The sequence below is a fragment of the Methylobacterium sp. GC_Met_3 genome (assembly GCF_026540775.1).
Classification (GTDB): Bacteria; Pseudomonadota; Alphaproteobacteria; order Rhizobiales; family Beijerinckiaceae; genus Methylobacterium.
Map to the genome: position 1 here is coordinate 150473 of NZ_JALNUL010000004.1, position 20437 is coordinate 170909.

25 protein-coding genes are annotated in these 20437 nt (G+C 67.1%); 15 read left to right on the forward strand and 10 right to left on the reverse strand.

All coding sequences use genetic code 11. The annotated features are described in order from the left end of the window. Positions 1-11: 11 nt before the first annotated feature. Positions 12-668, reverse strand: a complete 657-nt coding sequence (locus tag OXS27_RS07955) for an alpha/beta hydrolase (protein WP_243927070.1) — start codon at positions 666-668, stop codon at positions 12-14. A 265-nt stretch (positions 669-933) separates the two neighbouring features. On the opposite strand from OXS27_RS07955, the gene OXS27_RS07960 reads away from it, so the two are divergent. From OXS27_RS07960 to OXS27_RS07990, 7 genes are all read left to right on the forward strand, one after another. Continuing rightward, positions 934-2103 (forward strand): cysteine desulfurase family protein, encoded by a 1170-nt coding sequence (locus tag OXS27_RS07960; protein WP_267355416.1) that lies wholly within the window; start codon positions 934-936, stop codon positions 2101-2103. 68 nt (positions 2104-2171) lie between these two features. Beyond that, on the forward strand, positions 2172-3641 hold the full coding sequence (sufB, locus tag OXS27_RS07965) for a Fe-S cluster assembly protein SufB (protein WP_267355417.1): 1470 nt from the start codon (positions 2172-2174) through the stop codon (positions 3639-3641). 10 nt (positions 3642-3651) lie between these two features. Next, positions 3652-3909, forward strand: coding sequence for a hypothetical protein (locus OXS27_RS07970; RefSeq protein WP_267355419.1), 258 nt, complete (start codon positions 3652-3654; stop codon positions 3907-3909). A 45-nt stretch (positions 3910-3954) separates the two neighbouring features. Then, positions 3955-4707, forward strand: coding sequence for a Fe-S cluster assembly ATPase SufC (gene sufC / locus OXS27_RS07975; RefSeq protein WP_267355420.1), 753 nt, complete (start codon positions 3955-3957; stop codon positions 4705-4707). Positions 4708-4710: 3 nt separating this feature from the next. Then, entirely contained in the window at positions 4711-6033 is a 1323-nt protein-coding gene (locus OXS27_RS07980; protein WP_267355421.1) for a SufD family Fe-S cluster assembly protein, read from the forward strand. 164 nt (positions 6034-6197) lie between these two features. Further along, the gene (locus OXS27_RS07985; RefSeq protein WP_243927082.1) at positions 6198-7442 is read left to right on the forward strand and encodes a cysteine desulfurase; all 1245 of its coding nucleotides are present in this window, start codon (positions 6198-6200) and stop codon (positions 7440-7442) included. A 52-nt stretch (positions 7443-7494) separates the two neighbouring features. Further along, entirely contained in the window at positions 7495-7878 is a 384-nt protein-coding gene (locus OXS27_RS07990; RefSeq protein WP_243927084.1) for an SUF system Fe-S cluster assembly protein, read from the forward strand. A gap of 7 nt (positions 7879-7885) precedes the next feature. Here OXS27_RS07990 and OXS27_RS07995 read toward each other — a convergent pair whose 3' ends face one another. Further along, positions 7886-8449, reverse strand: coding sequence for a Uma2 family endonuclease (locus OXS27_RS07995; RefSeq protein WP_267355422.1), 564 nt, complete (start codon positions 8447-8449; stop codon positions 7886-7888). A gap of 280 nt (positions 8450-8729) precedes the next feature. Between OXS27_RS07995 and OXS27_RS08000 the strand changes: the two genes are divergently transcribed. The 5 genes from OXS27_RS08000 (at position 8730) to OXS27_RS08020 (ending at position 12037) form a co-directional block, all read left to right on the forward strand. Then, positions 8730-9068: a hypothetical protein gene (locus OXS27_RS08000; protein WP_243927088.1), complete on the forward strand. Its 339-nt coding sequence runs from the start codon at positions 8730-8732 to the stop codon at positions 9066-9068. A gap of 307 nt (positions 9069-9375) precedes the next feature. Further along, positions 9376-9687, forward strand: coding sequence for a hypothetical protein (locus OXS27_RS08005; RefSeq protein WP_267355423.1), 312 nt, complete (start codon positions 9376-9378; stop codon positions 9685-9687). A 220-nt stretch (positions 9688-9907) separates the two neighbouring features. After that, positions 9908-10162 (forward strand): hypothetical protein, encoded by a 255-nt coding sequence (locus OXS27_RS08010; protein ID WP_243927092.1) that lies wholly within the window; start codon positions 9908-9910, stop codon positions 10160-10162. 163 nt (positions 10163-10325) lie between these two features. Continuing rightward, on the forward strand, positions 10326-11261 hold the full coding sequence (locus OXS27_RS08015; RefSeq protein WP_243927225.1) for an ABC transporter ATP-binding protein: 936 nt from the start codon (positions 10326-10328) through the stop codon (positions 11259-11261). 14 nt (positions 11262-11275) lie between these two features. After that, positions 11276-12037 (forward strand): ABC transporter permease, encoded by a 762-nt coding sequence (locus OXS27_RS08020; RefSeq protein ID WP_267355514.1) that lies wholly within the window; start codon positions 11276-11278, stop codon positions 12035-12037. A gap of 4 nt (positions 12038-12041) precedes the next feature. Here the strand turns inward: OXS27_RS08020 and OXS27_RS08025 are convergent, their stop codons facing one another. Next, positions 12042-12818 (reverse strand): alpha/beta hydrolase, encoded by a 777-nt coding sequence (locus OXS27_RS08025; protein ID WP_243927094.1) that lies wholly within the window; start codon positions 12816-12818, stop codon positions 12042-12044. Between the two features lie 116 nt (positions 12819-12934). On the opposite strand from OXS27_RS08025, the gene OXS27_RS08030 reads away from it, so the two are divergent. Beyond that, a complete protein-coding gene (locus OXS27_RS08030) occupies positions 12935-13777 on the forward strand; it encodes an FkbM family methyltransferase (protein ID WP_243927096.1) in 843 nt (280 codons plus the stop codon). Here OXS27_RS08030 and sfsA read toward each other — a convergent pair. Further along, positions 13764-14477, reverse strand: coding sequence for a DNA/RNA nuclease SfsA (gene sfsA / locus OXS27_RS08035; protein WP_267355425.1), 714 nt, complete (start codon positions 14475-14477; stop codon positions 13764-13766). The genes OXS27_RS08030 and sfsA overlap by 14 nt on opposite strands. A 77-nt stretch (positions 14478-14554) precedes the next feature. Here sfsA and OXS27_RS08040 point away from each other — a divergent pair, with 77 nt between their 5' ends. Beyond that, the gene (locus OXS27_RS08040; protein ID WP_243927100.1) at positions 14555-15295 is read left to right on the forward strand and encodes a molybdopterin-binding protein; all 741 of its coding nucleotides are present in this window, start codon (positions 14555-14557) and stop codon (positions 15293-15295) included. Positions 15296-15341: 46 nt separating this feature from the next. Continuing rightward, positions 15342-16211: a formate/nitrite transporter family protein gene (locus OXS27_RS08045; protein WP_267355426.1), complete on the forward strand. Its 870-nt coding sequence runs from the start codon at positions 15342-15344 to the stop codon at positions 16209-16211. Between the two features lie 10 nt (positions 16212-16221). Here OXS27_RS08045 and OXS27_RS08050 read toward each other — a convergent pair whose 3' ends face one another. The 6 genes from OXS27_RS08050 to OXS27_RS08075 form a co-directional block, all read right to left on the reverse strand. Then, positions 16222-17502: an NAD(P)/FAD-dependent oxidoreductase gene (locus OXS27_RS08050; protein WP_267355427.1), complete on the reverse strand. Its 1281-nt coding sequence runs from the start codon at positions 17500-17502 to the stop codon at positions 16222-16224. Between the two features lie 210 nt (positions 17503-17712). Then, a complete protein-coding gene (locus OXS27_RS08055; protein ID WP_243927229.1) occupies positions 17713-18198 on the reverse strand; it encodes an ATP F0F1 synthase subunit B in 486 nt (161 codons plus the stop codon). Between the two features lie 17 nt (positions 18199-18215). After that, the gene (locus OXS27_RS08060; RefSeq protein ID WP_267355428.1) at positions 18216-18794 is read right to left on the reverse strand and encodes a F0F1 ATP synthase subunit B'; all 579 of its coding nucleotides are present in this window, start codon (positions 18792-18794) and stop codon (positions 18216-18218) included. Between the two features lie 118 nt (positions 18795-18912). Then, positions 18913-19140 carry a F0F1 ATP synthase subunit C gene (locus OXS27_RS08065; RefSeq protein ID WP_007566773.1) on the reverse strand — a complete coding sequence of 76 codons (228 nt, stop codon included), beginning with the start codon at positions 19138-19140 and terminating at the stop codon, positions 18913-18915. Positions 19141-19207: 67 nt separating this feature from the next. Further along, positions 19208-19963 (reverse strand): F0F1 ATP synthase subunit A, encoded by a 756-nt coding sequence (locus tag OXS27_RS08070; RefSeq protein ID WP_243927107.1) that lies wholly within the window; start codon positions 19961-19963, stop codon positions 19208-19210. A gap of 72 nt (positions 19964-20035) precedes the next feature. Beyond that, positions 20036-20422, reverse strand: coding sequence for an AtpZ/AtpI family protein (locus tag OXS27_RS08075; RefSeq protein WP_243927109.1), 387 nt, complete (start codon positions 20420-20422; stop codon positions 20036-20038). Positions 20423-20437 lie beyond the last annotated feature (15 nt).

Here is a 20437-nt window from a genome sequence, read left to right on the forward strand (position 1 = left end):
TTGGCGCAGCGTCAGGCTGCCTCCTCGCGCTTGCCGAGGCGCTTATCGAGGTAGGTGTCCACCGTCTGGGTCAGTTCGTCGACCTTGCCGTCGAAGAAGTGGTTGGCGCCGTCGACCACCTGATGCTCGATGATGACGCCCTTCTGCACCTTCACCTTCTCGATCACCGGCATGACCTCGCGGGCCGGCGCGACGCGGTCCTCCGAGCCGTGCACGAACAGCCCGGAGGACGGGCAGGGCGCCAGGAAGGTGAAGTCGTAGCGATTCGCCATCGCGGCAATCGAGATGAAGCCCTCGATCTCGGGGCGGCGCATCAGCAGCTGCATGCCGATCCACGAACCGAACGAGACACCCGCGATCCAGCAGGACTTCGCCTCCGGATTGACCGACTGCACCCAATCGAGGGCCGCGGCGGCATCAGACAGCTCGCCCGAACCGTGATCGAACGCGCCCTGGCTGCGGCCGACCCCGCGGAAATTGAAGCGCAGGGCTGCGAAGCCACGATTGGCGAACGTGTAAAAAAGGTTGTACACAATCTGATTGTTCATCGTGCCCCCGAATTGCGGGTGCGGGTGCAGGATGATGGCGATAGGCGCGCCGCGCTTCTTGGGGGCCTGATAGCGGCCTTCCAGGCGACCGGCGGGGCCGGTGAAGATGACTTCGGGCATGGTTCGCTACTCACTCTCGCATTCGCCCGCGTGGCGCCAAGCTCCGGCAGCCTTGACTCAATGCGGGAGCACCATAAAAGCACTCTTAGAACAGTTCTAGTCGATTAGAATTGTTCTAAAAAGGCCGCTCGATGTGTCGCACGGGCTGCCTGAGCCGATCCTGCCGGTCGGCGGGCCTCGATCCATCGGCGGCCCTTAGCACGTCGGACCGGTCGGAAGGCAAGGAATTGTGACGCGCGGCAGACAAGGATCGCACGGAACGCCGATGAGCCGGGCACGCGCCTATCTCGATTACAACGCCACTGCTCCGGCCCGCCCGACCGTCGCGGATGCGGTGGCGCGCGCGCTGATGCTCCCGGGTAATCCGTCCTCGATCCACGCCGAGGGGCGCGCCGCACGGGCCGCTCTGGAGGCCGCCCGTGCGGAAGTCGCGGCTCTGGTCGGTGCCCGGCCCGAACAGGTCGTGTTCACCAGCGGCGGGACCGAGGCAGCGAACGCGGTCCTGTCGGGCGATCTGCGCCGCCGCGGCCTGCCGGCGCCGACACGGCTGCTGCACACGGCGACCGAGCACCCTTGCGTCGCCGCAGGCCACCGGTTCCCGGAGGCTGCGGTGGAGCTGCTGCCGGTGACCCGGGAAGGCATCATCGACCTCGCTGCCCTGGAAAGCGGTCTCGCCGCGCTGACGGACGAGAGCGTGCTGCTCTCGGTCCATGCGGCGAACAATGAGACCGGTGCCGTGCAGCCGCTCTCCGAGGTCGTGGCATTGGCCCGGACCCATGGCCGGACGCTGGTTCACAGCGACGCCGTGCAGGCGGTCGGCAAGGTTCCCCTCGACATGGAGGCGCTCGACCTCGACGCCCTGACCCTGTCGGGCCACAAATTCGCGGCGCCGAAGGGTGTCGGCGCGCTGGTGCTCGCCGAAGGCGTCAGCCTTGAGAGCGCCTTCCTGCGCGGCGGTGGCCAGGAACGTCGGCAGCGCTGCGGCACCGAGTGTTTGCCGGCCATCGTCGGCATGGGCGAGGCAGCCCGGGCCGCCCGCGCGGCGCTCGATGAAGAGAGCACACGGCTCACCGACCTGCGCGATCGGATCGAAGCCGGGGTGCGGGCTTTGGCGCCCGATGCCGTCATCTTCGCGGCCGGAGCCCCGCGCCTGCCCAACACCTTAAATTTCTCGGTCCCGGGCCTCGACGCGCCCGCGTCCGTGATCGCCCTCGACCTCGCCGGCGTGGCGGTATCGTCGGGCTCGGCCTGCTCGTCGGGCAAGGTCGCGCGCTCGGCGACGCTCGCCGCGATGGGCGTGGATGCGGATCTTGCCGGGGGGGCGCTGCGCGTCAGCCTCGGCTGGAACACGGTGGACGCGGATGCGGCATGCTTCCTCGACGCCTTCGAACGGGTCGTGCAGACCCTATATAGACGGCGAGGACAGGCGGCCTGAGCGCCGTCCCCCCGCTTTCCGCCAGATGCTTCCCGGCCCTTGACGCCGGAGATGCCTAGGAGACGCATATGCCTGCCGTGCAGGAAACCATTGACCGGGTCCGCTCGATCGACCTCGACCAGTACAAGTATGGGTTCGAGACCACCATCGAGATGGAGAAGTCCGAGAAGGGCATCTCCGAGGATGTAGTGCGCTTCATCTCGGCCAAGAAGAACGAGCCGGCCTGGCTGCTGGAATGGCGCCTCGACGCCTATCGGCGCTGGCTGACCATGCAGGAGCCGGAATGGGCCCGGGTTTCCTACGACAAGGTCAACTACAACGACATCTACTACTACGCGGCCCCCAAGCGCCCGGCCGCGATGTCGCTCGACGAGATCGACCCGGAGATCCTGAAGACCTACGAGAAGCTTGGCATCCCCCTCCGTGAGGTCGAGGTGCTGGAGGGCATCGCACCGGAGCGCCGCGTCGCGGTCGACGCCGTGTTCGATTCGGTCTCGGTGGCCACGACCTTCAAGAAGGAGCTCTCGAAGGCCGGCGTGATCTTCATGCCGATTTCGGAGGCCGTGCAGGAATACCCGGAGCTGGTAAAGAAGTATCTCGGCTCCGTCGTGCCGGCGACCGACAACTTCTTCGCGACGCTCAATTCGGCGGTCTTCTCCGACGGGTCGTTCGTCTACATCCCGCCGGGCGTCCGCTGCCCGATGGAGCTGTCGACCTATTTCCGCATCAACGAGCGCGATACCGGCCAGTTCGAGCGCACGCTGATCATCGCCGACAAGGGCTCCTACGTCTCGTATCTGGAGGGCTGCACCGCCCCGAAGCGCGACGACAACCAGCTCCACGCCGCGGTGGTCGAGCTGGTCGCCCTGGATGACGCCGAGATCAAGTACTCGACCGTCCAGAACTGGTACCCGGGCGACAACGACGGAAAGGGCGGGATCTACAACTTCGTGACGAAGCGCGGCGATTGCCGTGGCGCCCGCTCGAAGATTTCGTGGACGCAGGTCGAGACCGGCTCGGCGATCACGTGGAAGTACCCGTCCTGCATCCTGCGCGGCGACGAGTCCCGCGGCGAGTTCTACTCGATCGCGGTGTCGAACGGCATGCAGCAGGTCGATTCCGGCACCAAGATGATCCACCTCGGCAAGAACACGACGAGCCGGATCATCTCGAAGGGCATCTCGGCGGGCCGTTCGCAGAACACCTACCGCGGCTTGGTCTCGGCCCACCGCAAGGCCTCGAACGCCCGGAACTTCACGAACTGCGACTCCCTGCTGATCGGCGACCAGTGCGGCGCGCACACCGTGCCCTACATCGAGTCGAAGAACGCCTCGGCGGTGTTCGAGCACGAGGCCACCACCTCGAAGATCTCCGAGGATCAGAAGTTCTACTGCCAGCAGCGCGGCCTCTCCGAGGAGGAAGCGACCGCCCTCATCGTCAACGGCTTCGTCCGGGACGTGCTGCAGCAGTTGCCGATGGAGTTCGCCGTCGAGGCCCAGAACTTGATCTCGATCAGCCTGGAAGGCTCGGTGGGGTGATCTCGCGGCCATGACTTACGCGTTCGATACCCTCAAGTTCAGGCAGCGGCTGGAACAGGTCGGTGTCGGGCGCGATCAAGCCGTGGCTCATGCCGAACTCGCTCGGGACATGGTCCTCGCCGATACGGCAACCAAGGCAGATCTCGCGGAGCTGAAGAAGGACCTCGAATCTTCGCTCCGCGAACTCGAACTCCGCACGGCCGTGAAGATCGGCGCCATCGTGGGGGCGGCCGTCGCGGTCATTGCGGCCCTTCAGAAATTCCTTTGACGGCTTCGGCCGCTCAACACGTCTAAAGTTTAGGACTACCAAGACATGCTGGAAATCAAGAACCTCGTCGTGCAGATCGAGGACAACCGCATCCTGAACGGGTTGAACCTCACCGTGAATGACGGCGAGGTCGCCGCCATCATGGGCCCCAACGGCTCGGGCAAGTCGACCCTCTCATACGTCATCGCCGGCAAGGAGGACTACGAGGTCCTCGACGGCGAGATCCTGCTCGACGGGCACAACGTGCTGAAGATGGCCGCCGACGAGCGCGCCGCCGCCGGCATCTTCTTGGCGTTCCAGTATCCGCTGGAGATCCCCGGCGTCGGCACGATGACGTTCCTGAAGGCCTGCCTCAACGCCCAGCGCAAGGCGCGCGGCGAGGCCGAGCTGTCGACCCCCGATTTCATCCGGGCGGTGAACGGCGCGGCCGACAAGCTCGAGATCAACAAGGAGATGCTCAAGCGCGCTCTCAACGTCGGCTTCTCCGGCGGCGAGAAGAAGCGCATGGAGATCCTCCAGATGGCGCTGCTGCAGCCGAAGTTCTGCGTGCTCGACGAGACCGATTCCGGCCTCGACATCGACGCCCTGCGCATCGTCTCCGAGGGCGTGAATGCGCTGCGCGACCAGGGCCGCGCGTTCCTGGTGATCACCCACTACCAGCGGCTGCTCAACCACATCGTGCCCGATACCGTGCACGTCATGTCGAAGGGCCAGATCGTGAAGACCGGCGGGAAGGAGCTGGCCCTGGAGCTCGAAGCCTCGGGCTACGCCGAATACCGCACCAACGAGGCGGCCTGAGCCATGGCCGACGTCACCAACCTCCGCTCCCCCGCCGAGGCCGGCCTGTCGAAGCTGTTCGAGACGGCCCGCCAGAGCTTTGCCAGCGACGCCACCATCGCCCGCGAGGAGGCGTTCCGCTTCTTCGAGGCGACCGGTCTGCCGAGCCGCCGGGTCGAGGCGTTCAAGTACACCGACCTGCGCGCCGCGATCAGCGAAGCCGCGCCGCCGGCCGAGGCGCCGAGTCTCGATGTTTCCAAGGTGGCGGTCGCCGAGGCGAAGGGCTTTGCTGGGATCGAGGCCGCGCGCTTGACCTTCGTGAACGGCCACCTCGTCCGCGAGCTGTCCGATCTCGAACGGATCCCGGCCGGCGTCACGGTCATGCCGCTGAACGACGCGCTGAGCCAGGGCAATGACGCCTTGACCCAGCTCGCCCCCGTGCCCCAGGCCCGGGAGAACCCGATCTATCAGCTCAACACCGCCTTCCTGGCGGATGGCGCTGTGATCCGGGTCGCGGCCGGCGCCAAGCCCGAGCAGCCGATCCACCTGCGCTTCGTCGGCACCGGCAGCACGCCGTTCTCGACGGCGACCCGCGTGCTCGTCCAGATCGGGGAAGGCGCGGAATTCAGCCTGCTGGAGAGCCACGAGGGACCGAACGGCCTCACCTGCCAGCCGAACGACGCCCTCGACGTGGTGGTCGGCCCCAAGGCCGCCTTCCGGCACACCCGCCTGAACATTGAGGGCGACGCAACCATCGCGCTCTCGACTCTCTCGCTGAAGGTCGAGGCCGAGGGTCAGGTCGAGACCGTGAACCTCGTCACCGGGGCTGTGCTGTCGCGCCACCAGATCTACGTCCATGTCGCGGGCGACGACACCAACGTCGTGGTCAATGGCGCCGCCATGCTGCGCAACGGCCAGCTCGCCGACTCGACGCTGCTGGCCGACCACGCCGCCGTGGGCGGCGTCGGCCGTGAGCAGTTCAAGTGGATCATCGACGGCGATGCCACCGGCGTGTTCCAGGGCAAGATCATCGTCCGTCAGGCCGCCCAGAAAACCGACGGCAAGATGAAGTCCGACTGTCTCCTCCTCACCGACGAGGGGCAGATGATGAACAAGCCGGAACTGGAAATCTTCGCCGACGACGTCGCCTGCGGCCATGGCGCCACCTGCGGCGCGCCGGATCCGGAACTGCTGTTCTACCTGATGGCCCGCGGCCTGCCGCGTCCGATCGCCGAGAGCCTGTTGGTTCAGGCCTTCGTCGGCGAGGCGGTGGAAGCGGTCACGCACGAGGGCGCCCGCGCGGCGCTGATCGGCGAGATCGAAGCCTGGCTTAAGGCGCGGGGCTAGCGCGACGCGCTCTCCTCCCCCCTCTGGGGAGGAGCCGGAGGTGGGAGTGGCTCCGGGTGTGGCTCGGCGGTGCCTCCTGAACCACCCCCACCCCTAACCCCTTCCCCACAAGGGGGAGGGGACTCCGTCCTTCCGGAAGGAGGGCGACCCGTGAGTGAGAAGCGATGAACGCACCCGTCCTCACCCCCACCTACGACGTCGAGGCGATCCGCAAGGATTTCCCGATCCTGGCGCAGCAGGTCTACGGCAAAAAGCTGGTCTATCTCGACAACGCCGCCTCGGCGCAGAAACCGCGGCAGGTGATCGACGCGATGGTGTCCTGCATGGAGACCGGCTACGCCAACGTCCACCGCGGCCTGCACTACATGGCCAACGCCGCGACCGAAGGGTTCGAAGGCGCCCGCGAGACCACGCGGCAGTTCCTCAACGCGGCCTCGACCGACGAGATCATCTTCACCCGCAACGCCACCGAGGCCTACAATCTCGTGGCCTCGTCGATGGGCTGGGGCGGCCTGATCGGGGAGGGGGACGAGATCATCCTCTCGATCATGGAGCATCACTCCAACATCGTGCCCTGGCACTTCCTGCGCGAGCGCCGCGGCGCCGTGATCAAGTGGGCGCCGGTGGACGACGAGGGCAACTTCCTCGTCGAGGAATTCGAAAAGCTGTTCTCGCCCCGCACCAAGATGGTGGCGATCACCCACATGTCGAACGTGCTCGGCACAGTGACGCCGGCCGCCGAGATCGTGCGCATCGCCCACGCCCACGGCGTGCCGGTGCTGCTCGACGGGGCCCAGAGCGCGGTGCACCAGCCGGTCGACGTCCGGGCGCTCGATTGCGACTTCTTCGTCTTCACCGGCCACAAGGTCTACGGCCCGACCGGGATCGGCGTGCTCTACGGCAAGAAGGAGTGGCTGGATCGGCTGCCGCCCTACCAGGGCGGCGGCGAGATGATCCGGACGGTCGGCGAAGATGCGATCAGCTACAACGATCCGCCGCACAAGTTCGAGGCCGGCACCCCGGCGATCATCGAGGCGGTGGGTCTCGGAGCGGCGCTCGAATACATGATGTCGCTCGGGCGCGATGCGATCGCCGCGCACGAGGCGAAGCTGACGGCCTACGCGCAGGAGCGGCTCGGCGCGATGAATTCCCTGCGCCTGATCGGCACGGCTGAGGGGAAGGGCGGCGTGATCGCGTTCGAGATGAAGGGGGCCCATGCCCACGACATCGCCACGGTGATCGACCGGCAGGGCGTGGCGGTGCGGGCCGGGACCCATTGCGCCATGCCGCTGCTCAACCGCTTCGGCGTCACCTCGACCTGCCGCGCCTCGTTCGGCCTCTACAACACGACGGCCGAGATCGATGCCCTTGCCGAGGCGCTCGCCAAGGCAGAAATGCTGTTCACCTGATATACGGGTTCGAGGCTGGTCCCATCCGGACGCGTCCGAAGAGAGTGAAGCGATGACCACCGACGCCACCATCACGGGCGGCATGAACGCCCCCGCCGTCGCCGGCGATTCCGCGATCCCGCCGGCGGAACTGGATCGCCTGACCGACGACATCGTCGCGGCGCTGAAGAGCGTCTACGATCCGGAGATCCCGGCCGACATCTACGAACTCGGCTTGATCTACAAGGTTGATATCGGCGACGATCGGAAGGTGGCGATCGACATGACGCTGACGGCGCCCGGCTGCCCGGTGGCGGGCGAGATGCCCGGCTGGGTCGAGAACGCGGTGGCTGCGGTGCCGGGCGTTCAATCCTGCTCGGTCACGATGGTGTTCGATCCGCCGTGGGATCAGAGCCGCATGTCGGACGAGGCCCGCGTCGCCCTCGACATGTGGTAGCGCGCGGTCACGGCGCGTTGAGCCCAGGCTCGAAGGCCACAGCCTCGTAGATGTCGGCCAGCGCCAGACGCGCGCCGATCTCCGACAGGTCGATGATGTCGGTCATCGCCTCGTAGGTCTCCGGCTCCCAGGCCTCGCCGGTACGTTGGTACAGAAGGACGCTGGGAAACCAGGTCTCAACCAGCAGGATGCCGCGCAGGGTCGGGTGTCGGCGATACTCGTCGAGCTTGCGGAAGCGGTCGACGCTGCTTGTTGAAGGCGAGAGGACCTCTAAGACGAGGCGGGGCGACCGGCTCTCATAGCTGTTGCGCACCAGCTCGCCGCACTCGACCGTGACGTCCGGGCGCCGGAGCGTTGCGATGCTCGTGCGCAGAGCGATGTCATCGGTGGTCGGGCGGCAGCCTGTTCCCCGAAGCTGGTGATGCAAATCCGCGATGATGTTGACGGTGACCCGATCGTGCTGGGCGCTGGCCCCAATCATCATCTTGACGTGCGGCACCGGGACGCCATCGACGAGTTCGTAGAGCCCGTCCTGTCCGAGCTGCCACGCGAAGAATTGGTCCGGTGTCATGCGGCGCAGGGCAGGATCGGCCGTGGCATCGTCTCATCAGCGTCCGACCGCGGGGCTGGCGCTCAGGGCAGCGGGCGTCGCTCGCCGAGTGATATCGTGTCCCGGCCTTGGGACATAGATGGGTTGTGACACGGCGGAGCTTCGGTACGTCGGCGCCCGATACGGCGCCCAGCCGCGGCGGCGATCGAAGATGCCATTAAGGTCGCGCTAACCATGCGGGCGCAGATCGGGACCGGCCGCTGCGGCGCGGTGTCCCCATCAGAGTGCTCGGTGAAATTGGATGGCTTTGGGCTACGTGGTTGCAGCCATTCTGGAGACCGCCGGGCTGGTCGGTCTCGTGCTTGCTCTGTTGAGAATCCAGGCGGAACGTCGGGCGAAAGTCGCCGAGCTGCGGAGCTTCCTCCGCTCCGGCCAAACCGTTTCCACCCCACGCGATATCGCTGGCTCGCATCACCGGGCCGCCTTCGGGACCCGCGTGGTCGCTATCCCCTACGCTGCGGAATCAGGCCGTACAGCACCGACCCGTGACACGGCGGCGCGTTCCGCCCTCCGGCGCGCCATCGCGCGCGGTGGCCAGCGGTTCCATGCCGACGCGGCCGTCTCGATCAGCGCAGGATGATATCGAGGCCGCTGCCGAAGAGCACGACGGCGCTGAGCGTCAGCATGAACTTCAGGTCTTCGAGACGGGCGCTCATGGTCGATCCTCTCTGAAGGGCGGCTGCCTCGCCGCCCGGCCAACGCATTACCAACGTATTAACGGAATTTCCGCGAGTCTTTTCAGCTTCCGTTAGGGATTTGCGGGCGGTTTCCATTTACTAAGGTTAGTTCTTCGTTAAGACCGCGCCCAACCCGTTAACGCGTTCTAGCTCCACCGGCGCGGCGCGGCAGTGCGGCAGAGCACGCATTCTCCCAGAAGGTTCGCCGCCATGGAGCAGAGCAGGACCGGCGTGTTCGCCAGAGCGGTCGATTGGCTGTTCCGGAACCGCAAAACCGGCGCGCTGACCGTTGGTCAATGGCCCAATCTGCCCCTGTGGCTGTTCGGTGGGCTCACGTTGGGCGCCTGGGCGGCCCAGACGAACCAGCCCCTGGCGCGATGGCTGTCTGTCGGCGCTGACCTCGCCCTCGCGTGGTGGGCGCTCGATGAGTTGCTGCGCGGGGTGAATCCCTGGCGCAGGTTCCTCGGGGCCGGGACGCTGGTCGGGCTTATCGCGCTCATCACGCTTCGGCGAGCGGGTTGAGCCAAGCTCGTCTGATCACGGCGCCATTTCACGGCGCGATGATGGACTTGGCTGTTGCCCAGAGGCCGGCTGATCCGGTCCGCACCACCTGTCCATCGAAGCTCCGTTGTCTGCCGCGGGGTTCGACACCTAACGGTAGGTTGCACCGGTCGCGAATATGTGGATGTTCGCGCCGGGCGTCGGCGCATGCGTCCGATCGAGGGTTGGTGTTGAAGGCATCATGACGGACGCAGCGGGCTTCGATCCCATGACAGCCACGTCCTCCGCCGACGAGCGGGTGCGGCTGCTCGGACAGATTGCAGAGGCGTTGAAGATCCCCGTCTCGACCTTCCAGGGACGCGGGACCGCGAACGCGGGACCGCGTGGGCCGGCGGCCTCGGAATGCGCGGCGCTGCTGGCGGCGTTCTCACGCATCGAAGACCCGGATCAGCGCCGGGAATGCTTGGCGATCGTCGAGCGCTTCAGCGAGCGGTAGCGGCTGACGTGCCCGGCCGTGCGCCGGCGCACACCGGATCGGTCCGGCTTCGCGATCGGCGTGCTATAGGGCCGGCCTTCCCGAGGCGACGGCCATCGGCGCATCGACGCGCGAGCGATGCGCACGTTGCCGGCTCCGGGCTCGCCAACGCTCCATTCAGGCCCTGATGCCGATCATATCCATCTCGCAGCTGTCGAAGACCTACACGTCCGGCTTCACGGCCCTGCGCGACATCGACCTCGCGATCGAGGCCGGGGAGATCTTCGCGTTGCTCGGCCCGAACGGCGCCGGCAAGTCGACCCTGATCAACATCGTCTGCGGGATCGTCACGCCGAGTTCCGGCACCGTGCTGGTCGATGGCCACGACATTGCCGGCGACTACCGCGCCGCGCGGCGCGCCATCGGGCTCGTGCCGCAGGAACTCACCACCGACGCCTTCGAGACGGTGCTGAATACGGTCAGCTTCTCCCGCGGCCTGTTCGGGCTGCGGCCGGATCCCGGCCATATCGAGCGGATCCTGCGGGCGCTGTCCCTGTGGGACAAGCGCGATAGCCGGCTGATGACCCTCTCGGGCGGGATGAAGCGTCGGGTCCTGATCGCCAAGGCCCTGTCGCACGAGCCCCGGGTGCTGTTCCTCGATGAACCGACCGCAGGCGTCGATGTCGAGCTGCGCCAGGACATGTGGCGCTTGGTGCGCGAGCTGCGCCAACAGGGCGTCACCGTCATCCTCACCACCCACTACATCGAGGAAGCGGAGGAGATGGCCGACCGCATCGGCGTGATCCGCCGTGGCGAGATCATCCTGGTGGAGGAGAAGGCCGCGCTGATGCGCAAGCTGGGGCGCAAGCAGCTCACCCTGAATCTCCAGCAGCCGATCGCCGAGGTTCCGCCGGAGCTGGCCGATTACGAATTGGCCCTCGCCGCGGAGGGGCGCGAACTGGTCTACACCTACGACACGCGCGCCGAGCGCACCGGCATCACCGGGCTGCTCACCGGGCTCGCCGCGGCGGGCATCCGGTTCAACGACCTGCACACCGAACAGAGTTCGCTGGAGGACATCTTCGTGGGCCTCGTGCGCGAAGAAGGAGCACGGGCATGAGCACGGCCTACAGCATGAACTGGCCGGCGGTCCGGGCGATCTATCGGTTTGAGATGGGACGGTTCTGGCGCACGGCCGGGCAGAGCATCCTGGCCCCGGTGATCTCGACGACGCTGTACTTCGTGGTGTTCGGCGCCGCGATCGGCTCGCGGGTCTCGGCGGTCGACGGCGTGCCCTACGGGTTGTTCATCGTGCCCGGGCTGATCATGCTGTCGCTGCTGACGCAGAGCATCTCGAACGCCTCGTTCGGCATCTACTTCCCGCGCTTCGCCGGCACGATCTATGAGATCCTGTCGGCGCCGATCTCGCCGCTGGAGGTCGTGCTGGGCTTCGTCGGCGCGGCGGCCTCCAAGTCGATCCTGATCGGCTTGATCATCCTGGCGACCTCGGCGCTGTTCGTGCCGCTGCGGATCGAGCACCCGGTCTGGATGGTCGGCTTCCTGCTGCTCACCGCCGTGACCTTCAGTCTGTTCGGCTTCGTGATCGGCCTGTGGGCGGACGGGTTCGAGAAGCTTCAGCTCGTGCCGCTCCTCGTCGTCACGCCGCTGACCTTCCTGGGCGGCAGCTTCTACGCCATCGGCATGCTGCCGCCGTTCTGGCACGCGGTGAGTTTGCTCAACCCGGTCGTGTACCTGATCAGCGGTTTCCGCTGGGCGTTCTTCGGCAAGGCGGACGTGAACATCGCGATCAGCCTCGGCATGACCGCCTTGTTCCTGGTGATCTGCCTCGGCCTCGTCACCTACATCTTCCGCACGGGCTACCGGCTAAAGAGCTGATCGGTCACGGCTGCGCCGCGAGGAACGTCAGCACGCCGTCCCGGTGCGGCTTGGCGCCGACCGCGGTGGAGTGATCCTTGCCCTCGATCTCGAGCGCCCGCGCATCCGGGATCAGGGCGGCGAGACCCGGACCGGAGCCCGCGACCGTATCGAGGGTGCCGACCGAGACCAGCACCGGAACCTCGATCTGCCCGAGTTCCGCCCGGCTCAGGGTCTGGCGGGAGCCGCGCATGCAGGCCGCCAGCGCCCGCAGGTCGCTCCGTGTCTGCTCGGCGAACATGCGGAAGGCCGCCGCGGTCGGGTTCGCCGCCTTTGTGCCGGCGGGCGCCTCCAGCGCCTCCGCGATACCCGACGGCAACCCCTTGCCCTCGACGAGATGCATCCCGAGCCCGCCGATCAGCGCCGAGCGGACCCGGCTCGCGTGATCCAGGGCGATGTGGGCCGTGATCCGCCCGCCCATCGAGTAGCCCATCACGTGGGCGCGCTCGATGCCGAGATGGTCGAGCAGCCGGATCGCGTCGCCCGCCATCGACTCCGAGCTGTAGGCAGCCGGATCGTAGAGCTTCTCGCTCTCGCCATGGCCGCGATTGTCCAGGGCGATCGCCCGGTATCCGGCCTGGGTCAGGGCCTTCACCCACTGGGTGTTGACCCAGTTGACCGCGTGGTTCGACGCGAAGCCGTGAATCAGCAGGATCGGCTTGCCCGCCGACTGACTGTCCCCTGCCGCCGGTGGGACATCGATATAGGCGATCCGCACGCCGTCGGAATTGAAGGATTCCATGCCGGGCTACCCATGCTCCTCACGCTCGGCCACCGCTTAGACCACGCGGGCTTGCCGGGGCAACGCATCGTGATCGGCTTGCGGGGTGGCGCGCCGGCTGGCAAACCCCGCCGGTCATGACGGACACGCAGCCTTACGGCACCTACGAACCCACCGGTCTCGTGGCGGCCATCACCCGCCGCACGAACCGGATCCCGGCCGAATCCTGGTATGGGCGGCGCCTCGCGCTGTTTCTGCGCCGGATCGCGATCTCGCGGCTGCGGGGCAAGCCCCTGGACGTCACCCGCTACGGGGCGCGGATGCGGCTGCACCCGTACAACAACAATTGCGAGAAGAAGGTGCTGTTCACCCCGCAGTTCTTCGATCCCGAGGAACGGGCACTTCTTCAGGAACGCCTGCCGAAGGACTGCGTCTTCCTCGACATCGGCGCCAATATCGGAGCCTACGCGTTGTGCGTGGCCGCGTTCTCGGGCCCAGGTGCGCGGATCGTCGCGGTGGAACCGCAGCCCGACGTGTTCGACCGCCTGACCTACAACATCGCCCAGAATCCGTTCCACACCGTGAAGGCAGTCGCCTGCGCAGTGGCCGACAAGGCCGGCGAGCTCACCCTGTTCATCGATCCCCGCAACCGGGGCGAATCGAGCCTGCGGATCGTCGGCACCAACGAAGGCGCCCGGATTACCGTGCCGGCGGTGACGCTGATGGATCTGCTGCGGGGCGAAGGGCTGTCGCGGGTCGATGCCGTCAAGCTCGACGTGGAGGGCGCCGAGGATCTGATTCTGGAGCCGTTTCTGCGCGAGGCGCCGGAAGCCCTCCTGCCACGCATCCTGCTGATCGAGAACGGCACGGGCCAATGGCAGATCGACCTGCCGAAGCACCTTGAGGGCTTTGGCTATCGCGAGGTCGCGCGCTCCCGGCTCAACCTGATGTTCGAGCGCTCGGCCGTCAGGGCGGCGTGACGACCGGTATCTCCTCCGCGATGGTCACGCCCTCCGGGCCGACGGCACAGCGATAGGCCCGAACCTCCACGCCCGCGGCACGCGCCTCCCGAAAGGCTCGATCGAAGGCCGGGTCGATGTCGCGGGCGACATCGAACGCCTCCGCGTGCATCTGCACCACGATGACGACCAGCGCCCGCCCACCCGCGACGACAACCTGGGCAAGGTCGCGCATGTGCCGGGCGCTGCGGGCGGCCATGCAGTCGGGGAACTCCGCCAGACCGACCCGACGCATCAGGTGGCAGTTCTTGACCTCGACATGGCACGGCCCGCCACCACCGCCGCTCGCCAGGAAATCGACCCGGCTCGCCTGTGCGTAGCGGACCTCCGGCTTCAGCACGTCGTATCCGGCCAAGGCCGAAATCGCCCCGGCCCGGAAAGCCTCGGCCACCAGAGCGTTCGGGCGCAGGGTGTTGAGGCCGACCCATTGCGGGCCGCCGGGCAGATCGGCCTCGACCAGATCCCAGGTCAGCGGGAGCTTGCGCGTCGGGTTCGCCGAGCGGGAGAGTAGTGCCCGCGCCCCAGGCGTATTCAGCCCCAGCATCGCCCCCGGATTGGGACAATGCGCGGTGACGAGCCCGTCCGCGGTCTCGATATCGGCCAGGAAGCGCTTGTAGCGTCGAACCAGCCGTCCCGGCAGGAGCGGCGCGGCGAACTGCATGGCATCCTCGGGATTGTCGTAGCCAGGAGAGCGTGTCGCGCTATCTGCCCACGCGATCCACCCGACGCCAGAGACCCATGGACCAGACCACCGAATCCGTCACCGCCGCCATCCTCGTGATCGGCGATGAGATCCTCTCGGGTCGCACCAAGGACAAGAACATCGGCACCATCGCGGACTTCCTCACCGCGGCCGGCATCGATCTCCGCGAGGTGCGGGTCGTGCCGGATGAGGCCGACATGATCGTCGAAGCGGTCAACGCCCTGCGAACCCGTTATACCTATCTGTTCACCACCGGCGGGATCGGCCCGACCCACGACGACATCACGGCGGATTGCGTCGCCCGAGCCTTCGGGGTCGGCATCGATGTCGATGAGCGCGCCCGGGCGATGCTGCTGGAACGGCACAAGCCGGAGGATCTGAACGAAGCCCGCCTGCGCATGGCACGGATCCCGTTCGGCGCTGACCTGATCGCCAACCCGGTCTCGAAGGCGCCAGGCTTCCGGATCGGCAACGTCCACGTGATGGCCGGTGTGCCCGCCATCATGCAGGCCATGCTGGATTCGATCGCCCCGACCCTGCAGGGCGGCGCCGCGATGCTCTCCGAGACGATCGAGGCGGCCGGCCTGCCGGAGGGCAATTACGCCGGCGAACTCGGCCTGATCGCCAAGGAGCGGCCAAAGGTGTCGATCGGTTCGTACCCGGCGATGACACCGGAGGGTTTTCGCAATCGGATCGTCGTGCGCAGTCGGGATTCTGCGGCGCTCGCCGAGGCGCGCGGCGCGGTCGAAGCCTTGCTGGCCCGGCTGTCGGCCTGAATGACGGACCTCCAATCGGGTCGCGTTGCGTCACGGAGCTGAGTGGATGGTGCGGGACAAGGACAAGCGGGCCGATCCGGCGGCCCGCCGCGACGAGTTGCTGAAGGAGGTCTCGGAGATCGGCCGCCCCGATGCCTACGTCCTGCACGAGGTGATCCGGCTGGAAGGCGACGAGGAGTTGCGGCGCAACGGCCTCGCGCTGTTCCTCTCGGCCTTCTCGGCGGGCTTGAGCATCGCCCTGTCCCTGATTGTGCCCGGCGTCCTGCGGACCCACCTGCCCGAGACGGACTGGGCGAAGATCGTGAGCTCCATGGGCTACGCGGTCGGCTTCCTCGTCGTGGTCCTCGGGCGGCAGCAGCTCTTCACCGAGAACACGATCACGCCGGTCCTGCCGCTGCTGCACGACCGCTCCATGAAGACGGCCCTGAGGGTAGTCCGGCTCTGGTCGATCGTCCTGTCGGGCAACATCCTGGGGACGCTCACGATCGCGACGGTGGTGGCCTATTCGGGTGCCTTCGAGCCCCCGGTGCTCAAGGCCTTCGCGGAGATCAGCCACGACGCCATCGCGCACGAATTCTGGGCGACGTTCGTCAAGGCAGTTTTCGCCGGTTGGATGATCGCCCTAATGGTGTGGTTCCTGCCCGCCACGGCCAGCGCGGCACCCTTCGTGATCTTGCTGATGACGTGGCTGGTGGCGCTCTGCAGCCTGGCCCATATCGTGGCCGGCTCCGTGGAGGCCTTCTACCTCGTGGTCACAGGGGCCGCCTCGATGGGCGATTACGGGTTCAAGTTTTTTCTGCCGACGCTGCTCGGCAACACCTTCGGCGGAGCCGCTCTGGTGGCGGTGCTGAATTACGGACAGGTTGCGCCGGAGGTGGAGGAGACCAAGGCGGTCGAGGGCGAACGGCTTGATTAAGGTCTGCCAGTCAGTCGAGCTTCACGGGCGGGCTGATCAGGTGATCGAGATCGTCGAGTAGCCACGTCAAGGTCCCGCGGACGGGTCCGTACAGGCCGATCTGATGCTGGCGGTACAGCAGGTCGTGGGTGAGCCGGGCGGACAGCCCGTTCAGGCGACCGCCGCCGAAGGTGTAGCGGCCCAGCGTCCCCCAGCCGTTGAAATCGGCCAGCGAGACGATGGCGCCCTTCTCGACGTAGCGGAATGGCGGCAACTGGGTCGCCACAGTGCCGCCTCGGGACAGCGCGCGTCCGAGATGGCGGGCAAGGTGCTGCGCCTGCTGCCGAGCGGCTTGAGCGGTGGCGGGAACCGGCTTGTCGGTCTGCGGATCGGCGAGGCTGGCGCAATCGCCAAGCGCGATGATCGCTGGATCGCGGGTCGCGCGCAGGTCTGGGCCGACGACGAGCTGTCCGGTCCGTGACCGCTCCAGCCCGTCGAGGCCGGCGAGCACGTCGGGGGCCTTCACGCCGGCCGCCCAGACCTTCAGAACGGCGGAGATGCGGCTTCCATCCTTCAGGGTGAAGCCCGACGCGTCCGCCGCCGTCACCATTGCGCCGGTCCGCACCGCGACGCCGAGGTCCGACAGGGTGCGGGCGGCGGCGCGCGAGACACGCTCCGGAAAGGCCGGCAACAGGCGCGGCCCGCTTTCGATCAAGGTCAGGCGCAAGCGCTGCGGCAGGTCCGGCGAACCGTAGGCCGAGAGCAGGTTGATGGCGTGTTTCAGCTCGGCAGCGAGTTCGACGCCAGTTGCCCCACCACCCACGATCGCGATCTCCAGCAGGCCGCCGCGATCCAGCCGCGCCAGCAGATGGCATCGGAGCTGATCGTGGAAGTGCTCGGCCTCGGTCAGATCGTCGATGGTCAGGCAATGCTCCGCAACGCCGGGCGTGCCGAAATCATTGGCCCTGCTCCCCATGGCGATGACCAAGAGGTCGTAAGCGAGGTCGACCTCCGGCCGCCCCTCGGCGGCTTCGACCGCGAGTTTCGCCCGCTTCGCCGCCCGGTCGATACCTGTCAGGGCCCCGGGCTGGAACCGGAAGCCGTTGCGGTGCGCCTGGGCGAAGAAGTCGACCTTCTGCCGGTCGGCCCGGGCCGTGCCGGCCGCAAAGGTGTGCAGCATCGGCTTCCAGACGTGGGACAGGTTGCGATCGGCGAGGATTACGTCGGCTCGACCGCCGCGCCCGAGGCTCGTGGCCACCTCGATGCCGGCGACGCCGCCGCCGATGATCACGATGCGTGCCTTATCTGGCATACCGTCCCCGTGCTCACACGCTTCGGGAACGTCGTTCACAGCCACGATGTTCGCCGGTGCCGATGGTCTTCGTCATCGCGATTGACAGCGATGCGGCGCAGGCAGGGCGCTCTCAATGAGCGGGGCGCGATGGGCTCTTTCTTGAGAGCCGAAGGCGCTGAACGAAAAAAGCCACCCGGAGGCGGCTTCTCTACGCGGGGATGAACGGGATCAGGACCGCAGGCGCGTCCGGACCTCACCGAGGCTCGCGCGGATCAGGCCCTGAGCGGCCTCGCCCTGCAACCGATCGCGCAGGATCGTCTCCGACACCTTCACGGCGGCCTCCGCGGCCGCAGCCCGCACCTGGGCTTCGGCTTGCGCCTCGGCCTGGGCGATCTTGACTTCGGCAGCCTTGGTGCGGCGAGCCAGGAAGTCGTCGAGCTTGCGGTGCCCCTCTTCGGCGGCGCGCTGCGCCTCCTCACGGGCGCCGGCGACGATCGACTCGGCCTCCTTCTCGGCCTCGGCGCGGCGGCGCTTGTAGTCGGCCAGCACGGCGGCTGCCTCCTCGCGCAGGCGCTTGGCCTCATCGAGTTCGTGGCGGACGCGCTTGGCACGGCCGTCGAGTCCCTTGGTCATCGCCGAGAAGGCACCGGCCTTCCAGGCGATGCCCATGAAGATGACGAACGCGACGGCGACCCAGAATTCGGCTTCGAGCAGCATCGTTGGGGTCCCGTCTAGTGTGCGGTGGCGTCGAGGGCGCGGTCGAGGGTTGCCCGATCGGGCGCCTGACCCGTCAGACGCTCGACGATCGCCGCTGCAGCCTCGCCCGCGATCGAGCGGACATTGCCCATGGCGGCCTCGGTCCGCTGGCGGATCGTTGCTTCGGAAGCAGCGAGCTTCGCGTTCAGCTGCTCCTCCAGCGCCTTGCGCTTGGCATCGGCCTCGGCAGCCAGTTCGTTGCGGGTGGTCTGCGCGATGTCACGCGCCTTGCCCTGGGCGTCCCGCAGCGCGGTCTCGAAGGCGACGCCTGCGGCATCTGCCTCGGTCTTCATGGCCTGCGCCTGATCGAGATCGGCCCGCAGACGCTCCGCGCGGGCGTGCAGGATCGACTGGATCCGCGGCAGCGCGATCTTGTCCATAAGGTAGTAGAGAAGCCCGAAGGCGAGCGCGAGCCAGATCAGCTGCGCCAGGAAGCCGGAGCTCTCGAAGGGCGGGAAGGCGCCGGTATGCCCTTCCGGGTGCTCGACATGGCCCGGCACGAACTGCGTGTCGGCGCCCGGGGGCGGCGTGGTGAGGGGGTTGGGCTGCGCCATGGGACCGCTACACTGACACCGTTCGCTGAAGCCACCGCGATGCGGTGACGGACGAAGGTGGGCGCCCCATCACGGAGCGCCCACCCATTGACCGGGAGGCCGCAGCCTCCGTTGCCGATCAGACGGCGAAGAGAAGCAGCAGCGCGATCAGCAGCGAGAAGATGCCGAGCGCCTCGGTGAGGGCGAAGCCCAGGAGCAGCGTGGCGCGCTGGCCGTCGGCAGCGGACGGGTTGCGAAGAGCGCCGGCAAGGAACTGACCGAACAGGTTGCCGAGGCCGATGCCCGCACCCGCCATGCCGAGGCAAGCGAGGCCGGCGCCGATGTACTTCGCAGCGACGGGATCCATGATAACTCCTGAGGTCTCTTCAGATCGAAACGTGCTTTGACGTTTGCGGCGGGTGGAGCCGGCCGGATTAGTGGCCGGGGTGAAGGGCGTCGTTGAGGTAGATCGCCGTCAGCGTCGCGAAGACGTAGGCCTGCAGCGCCGCAACGAGGAATTCGAGCGCGGTCAGCGCGATCGTCAGGAACAGCGGAAGCGGCGATAGCACGCTCCAGGCGCCCGCGAGAAGAAGCTGAACCACGAAGAACGCGAAGATCTTCATCGCGATGTGGCCGGCCAGCATGTTGGCGAACAGACGGACCGACAGGCTGATCGGGCGCGAGATGAACGAGATGATCTCGATCGGCACCAGGATCGCCAGAAGCGGCTTCGGCACGCCCGACGGCACGAACAGGCCGAAGAAGTGGGTGCCGTGCTTCATCACGCCGAAGATCACCACGGTGCAGATCACCAGCGCGGCCAGCCCGAAGGTGACGATCAGGTGGCTGGTCACCGCGAAGGCGTAAGGGATCATCCCGAACAGGTTCAGGATCAGCACGAACATGAACAGGGAGAACACCAGCGGCATGAACCGCTTGCCGCCGTCGCCGGTGGATTGGTGCAACGTGTCGGCGATGAATTCGTAGAAGATCTCAGCCAGCGACTGCATCCGGCCCGGGACGATCGAGCGCGACGAGGTCGCCACGATGGTGATCAGCGCGATCACGCCGACGGCGGCGAACATGTACAGGGCGGATTGGGTGAACGCGAGTTGCTGATGGCCGATATGGCCGAGCGATACGAGCGGCTTCAGCTCGAACTGCTCGATCGGGTCGATCGTGACCGCCATTCCCGCTCCCGCCCTTCTTGTCCGACGCACCGGCTCATGCCGGCCGCCTCGATTATCACCGACCGGCGCGCCTTATGGCTCCTGCCGGTCGCGCCGCTCTGGACGCGCGCCGGAGAAACCCGACACCCGCATCACGTTGTAGACCCCCGCGACGAACCCGAGCATCAGAAGGACGATCAAGCCCCAGGGTTTGGTCCCGAAGACATGATCGACGATCCAGCCGAGTACCCCTCCTGCGATCACGCCAGCGACGAACTCGGTCGAGAGCGTCATGGCCTGGCCCAGCGACGAGCCTCCGCCGTTTCGAGGGCGCGTCGAAGGATCGGCAGCAGCCTGCGGCCGCTTCCGTTCGATCTGCATTTCGAGACGTCTGAGCCTCGCGGAGAGTTCGCTGTCCGTCGGCGTCCCCTCGGTCCCGTCTCCGTCCCTTGCCCCGCCCCTCGTGTCGTCGCCGTTCACGGCTCAAAACTCACA

Coding starts and splice junctions, on each gene's coding strand:
- OXS27_RS07955 (WP_243927070.1), bottom strand. CDS start 668: ATGCCCGAAGTCATCTTCACCGGCCCCGCCGGTCGCCTGGAAGGCCGC.
- OXS27_RS07960 (WP_267355416.1), top strand. CDS start 934: ATGAGCCGGGCACGCGCCTATCTCGATTACAACGCCACTGCTCCGGCC.
- sufB (WP_267355417.1), top strand. CDS start 2,172: ATGCCTGCCGTGCAGGAAACCATTGACCGGGTCCGCTCGATCGACCTC.
- OXS27_RS07970 (WP_267355419.1), top strand. CDS start 3,652: ATGACTTACGCGTTCGATACCCTCAAGTTCAGGCAGCGGCTGGAACAG.
- sufC (WP_267355420.1), top strand. CDS start 3,955: ATGCTGGAAATCAAGAACCTCGTCGTGCAGATCGAGGACAACCGCATC.
- OXS27_RS07980 (WP_267355421.1), top strand. CDS start 4,711: ATGGCCGACGTCACCAACCTCCGCTCCCCCGCCGAGGCCGGCCTGTCG.
- OXS27_RS07985 (WP_243927082.1), top strand. CDS start 6,198: ATGAACGCACCCGTCCTCACCCCCACCTACGACGTCGAGGCGATCCGC.
- OXS27_RS07990 (WP_243927084.1), top strand. CDS start 7,495: ATGACCACCGACGCCACCATCACGGGCGGCATGAACGCCCCCGCCGTC.
- OXS27_RS07995 (WP_267355422.1), bottom strand. CDS start 8,449: ATGACACCGGACCAATTCTTCGCGTGGCAGCTCGGACAGGACGGGCTC.
- OXS27_RS08000 (WP_243927088.1), top strand. CDS start 8,730: ATGGCTTTGGGCTACGTGGTTGCAGCCATTCTGGAGACCGCCGGGCTG.
- OXS27_RS08005 (WP_267355423.1), top strand. CDS start 9,376: ATGGAGCAGAGCAGGACCGGCGTGTTCGCCAGAGCGGTCGATTGGCTG.
- OXS27_RS08010 (WP_243927092.1), top strand. CDS start 9,908: ATGACGGACGCAGCGGGCTTCGATCCCATGACAGCCACGTCCTCCGCC.
- OXS27_RS08020 (WP_267355514.1), top strand. CDS start 11,276: ATGAACTGGCCGGCGGTCCGGGCGATCTATCGGTTTGAGATGGGACGG.
- OXS27_RS08025 (WP_243927094.1), bottom strand. CDS start 12,818: ATGGAATCCTTCAATTCCGACGGCGTGCGGATCGCCTATATCGATGTC.
- OXS27_RS08030 (WP_243927096.1), top strand. CDS start 12,935: ATGACGGACACGCAGCCTTACGGCACCTACGAACCCACCGGTCTCGTG.
- sfsA (WP_267355425.1), bottom strand. CDS start 14,477: ATGCAGTTCGCCGCGCCGCTCCTGCCGGGACGGCTGGTTCGACGCTAC.
- OXS27_RS08040 (WP_243927100.1), top strand. CDS start 14,555: ATGGACCAGACCACCGAATCCGTCACCGCCGCCATCCTCGTGATCGGC.
- OXS27_RS08045 (WP_267355426.1), top strand. CDS start 15,342: ATGGTGCGGGACAAGGACAAGCGGGCCGATCCGGCGGCCCGCCGCGAC.
- OXS27_RS08050 (WP_267355427.1), bottom strand. CDS start 17,502: ATGCCAGATAAGGCACGCATCGTGATCATCGGCGGCGGCGTCGCCGGC.
- OXS27_RS08060 (WP_267355428.1), bottom strand. CDS start 18,794: ATGGCGCAGCCCAACCCCCTCACCACGCCGCCCCCGGGCGCCGACACG.
- OXS27_RS08065 (WP_007566773.1), bottom strand. CDS start 19,140: ATGGATCCCGTCGCTGCGAAGTACATCGGCGCCGGCCTCGCTTGCCTC.
- OXS27_RS08070 (WP_243927107.1), bottom strand. CDS start 19,963: ATGGCGGTCACGATCGACCCGATCGAGCAGTTCGAGCTGAAGCCGCTC.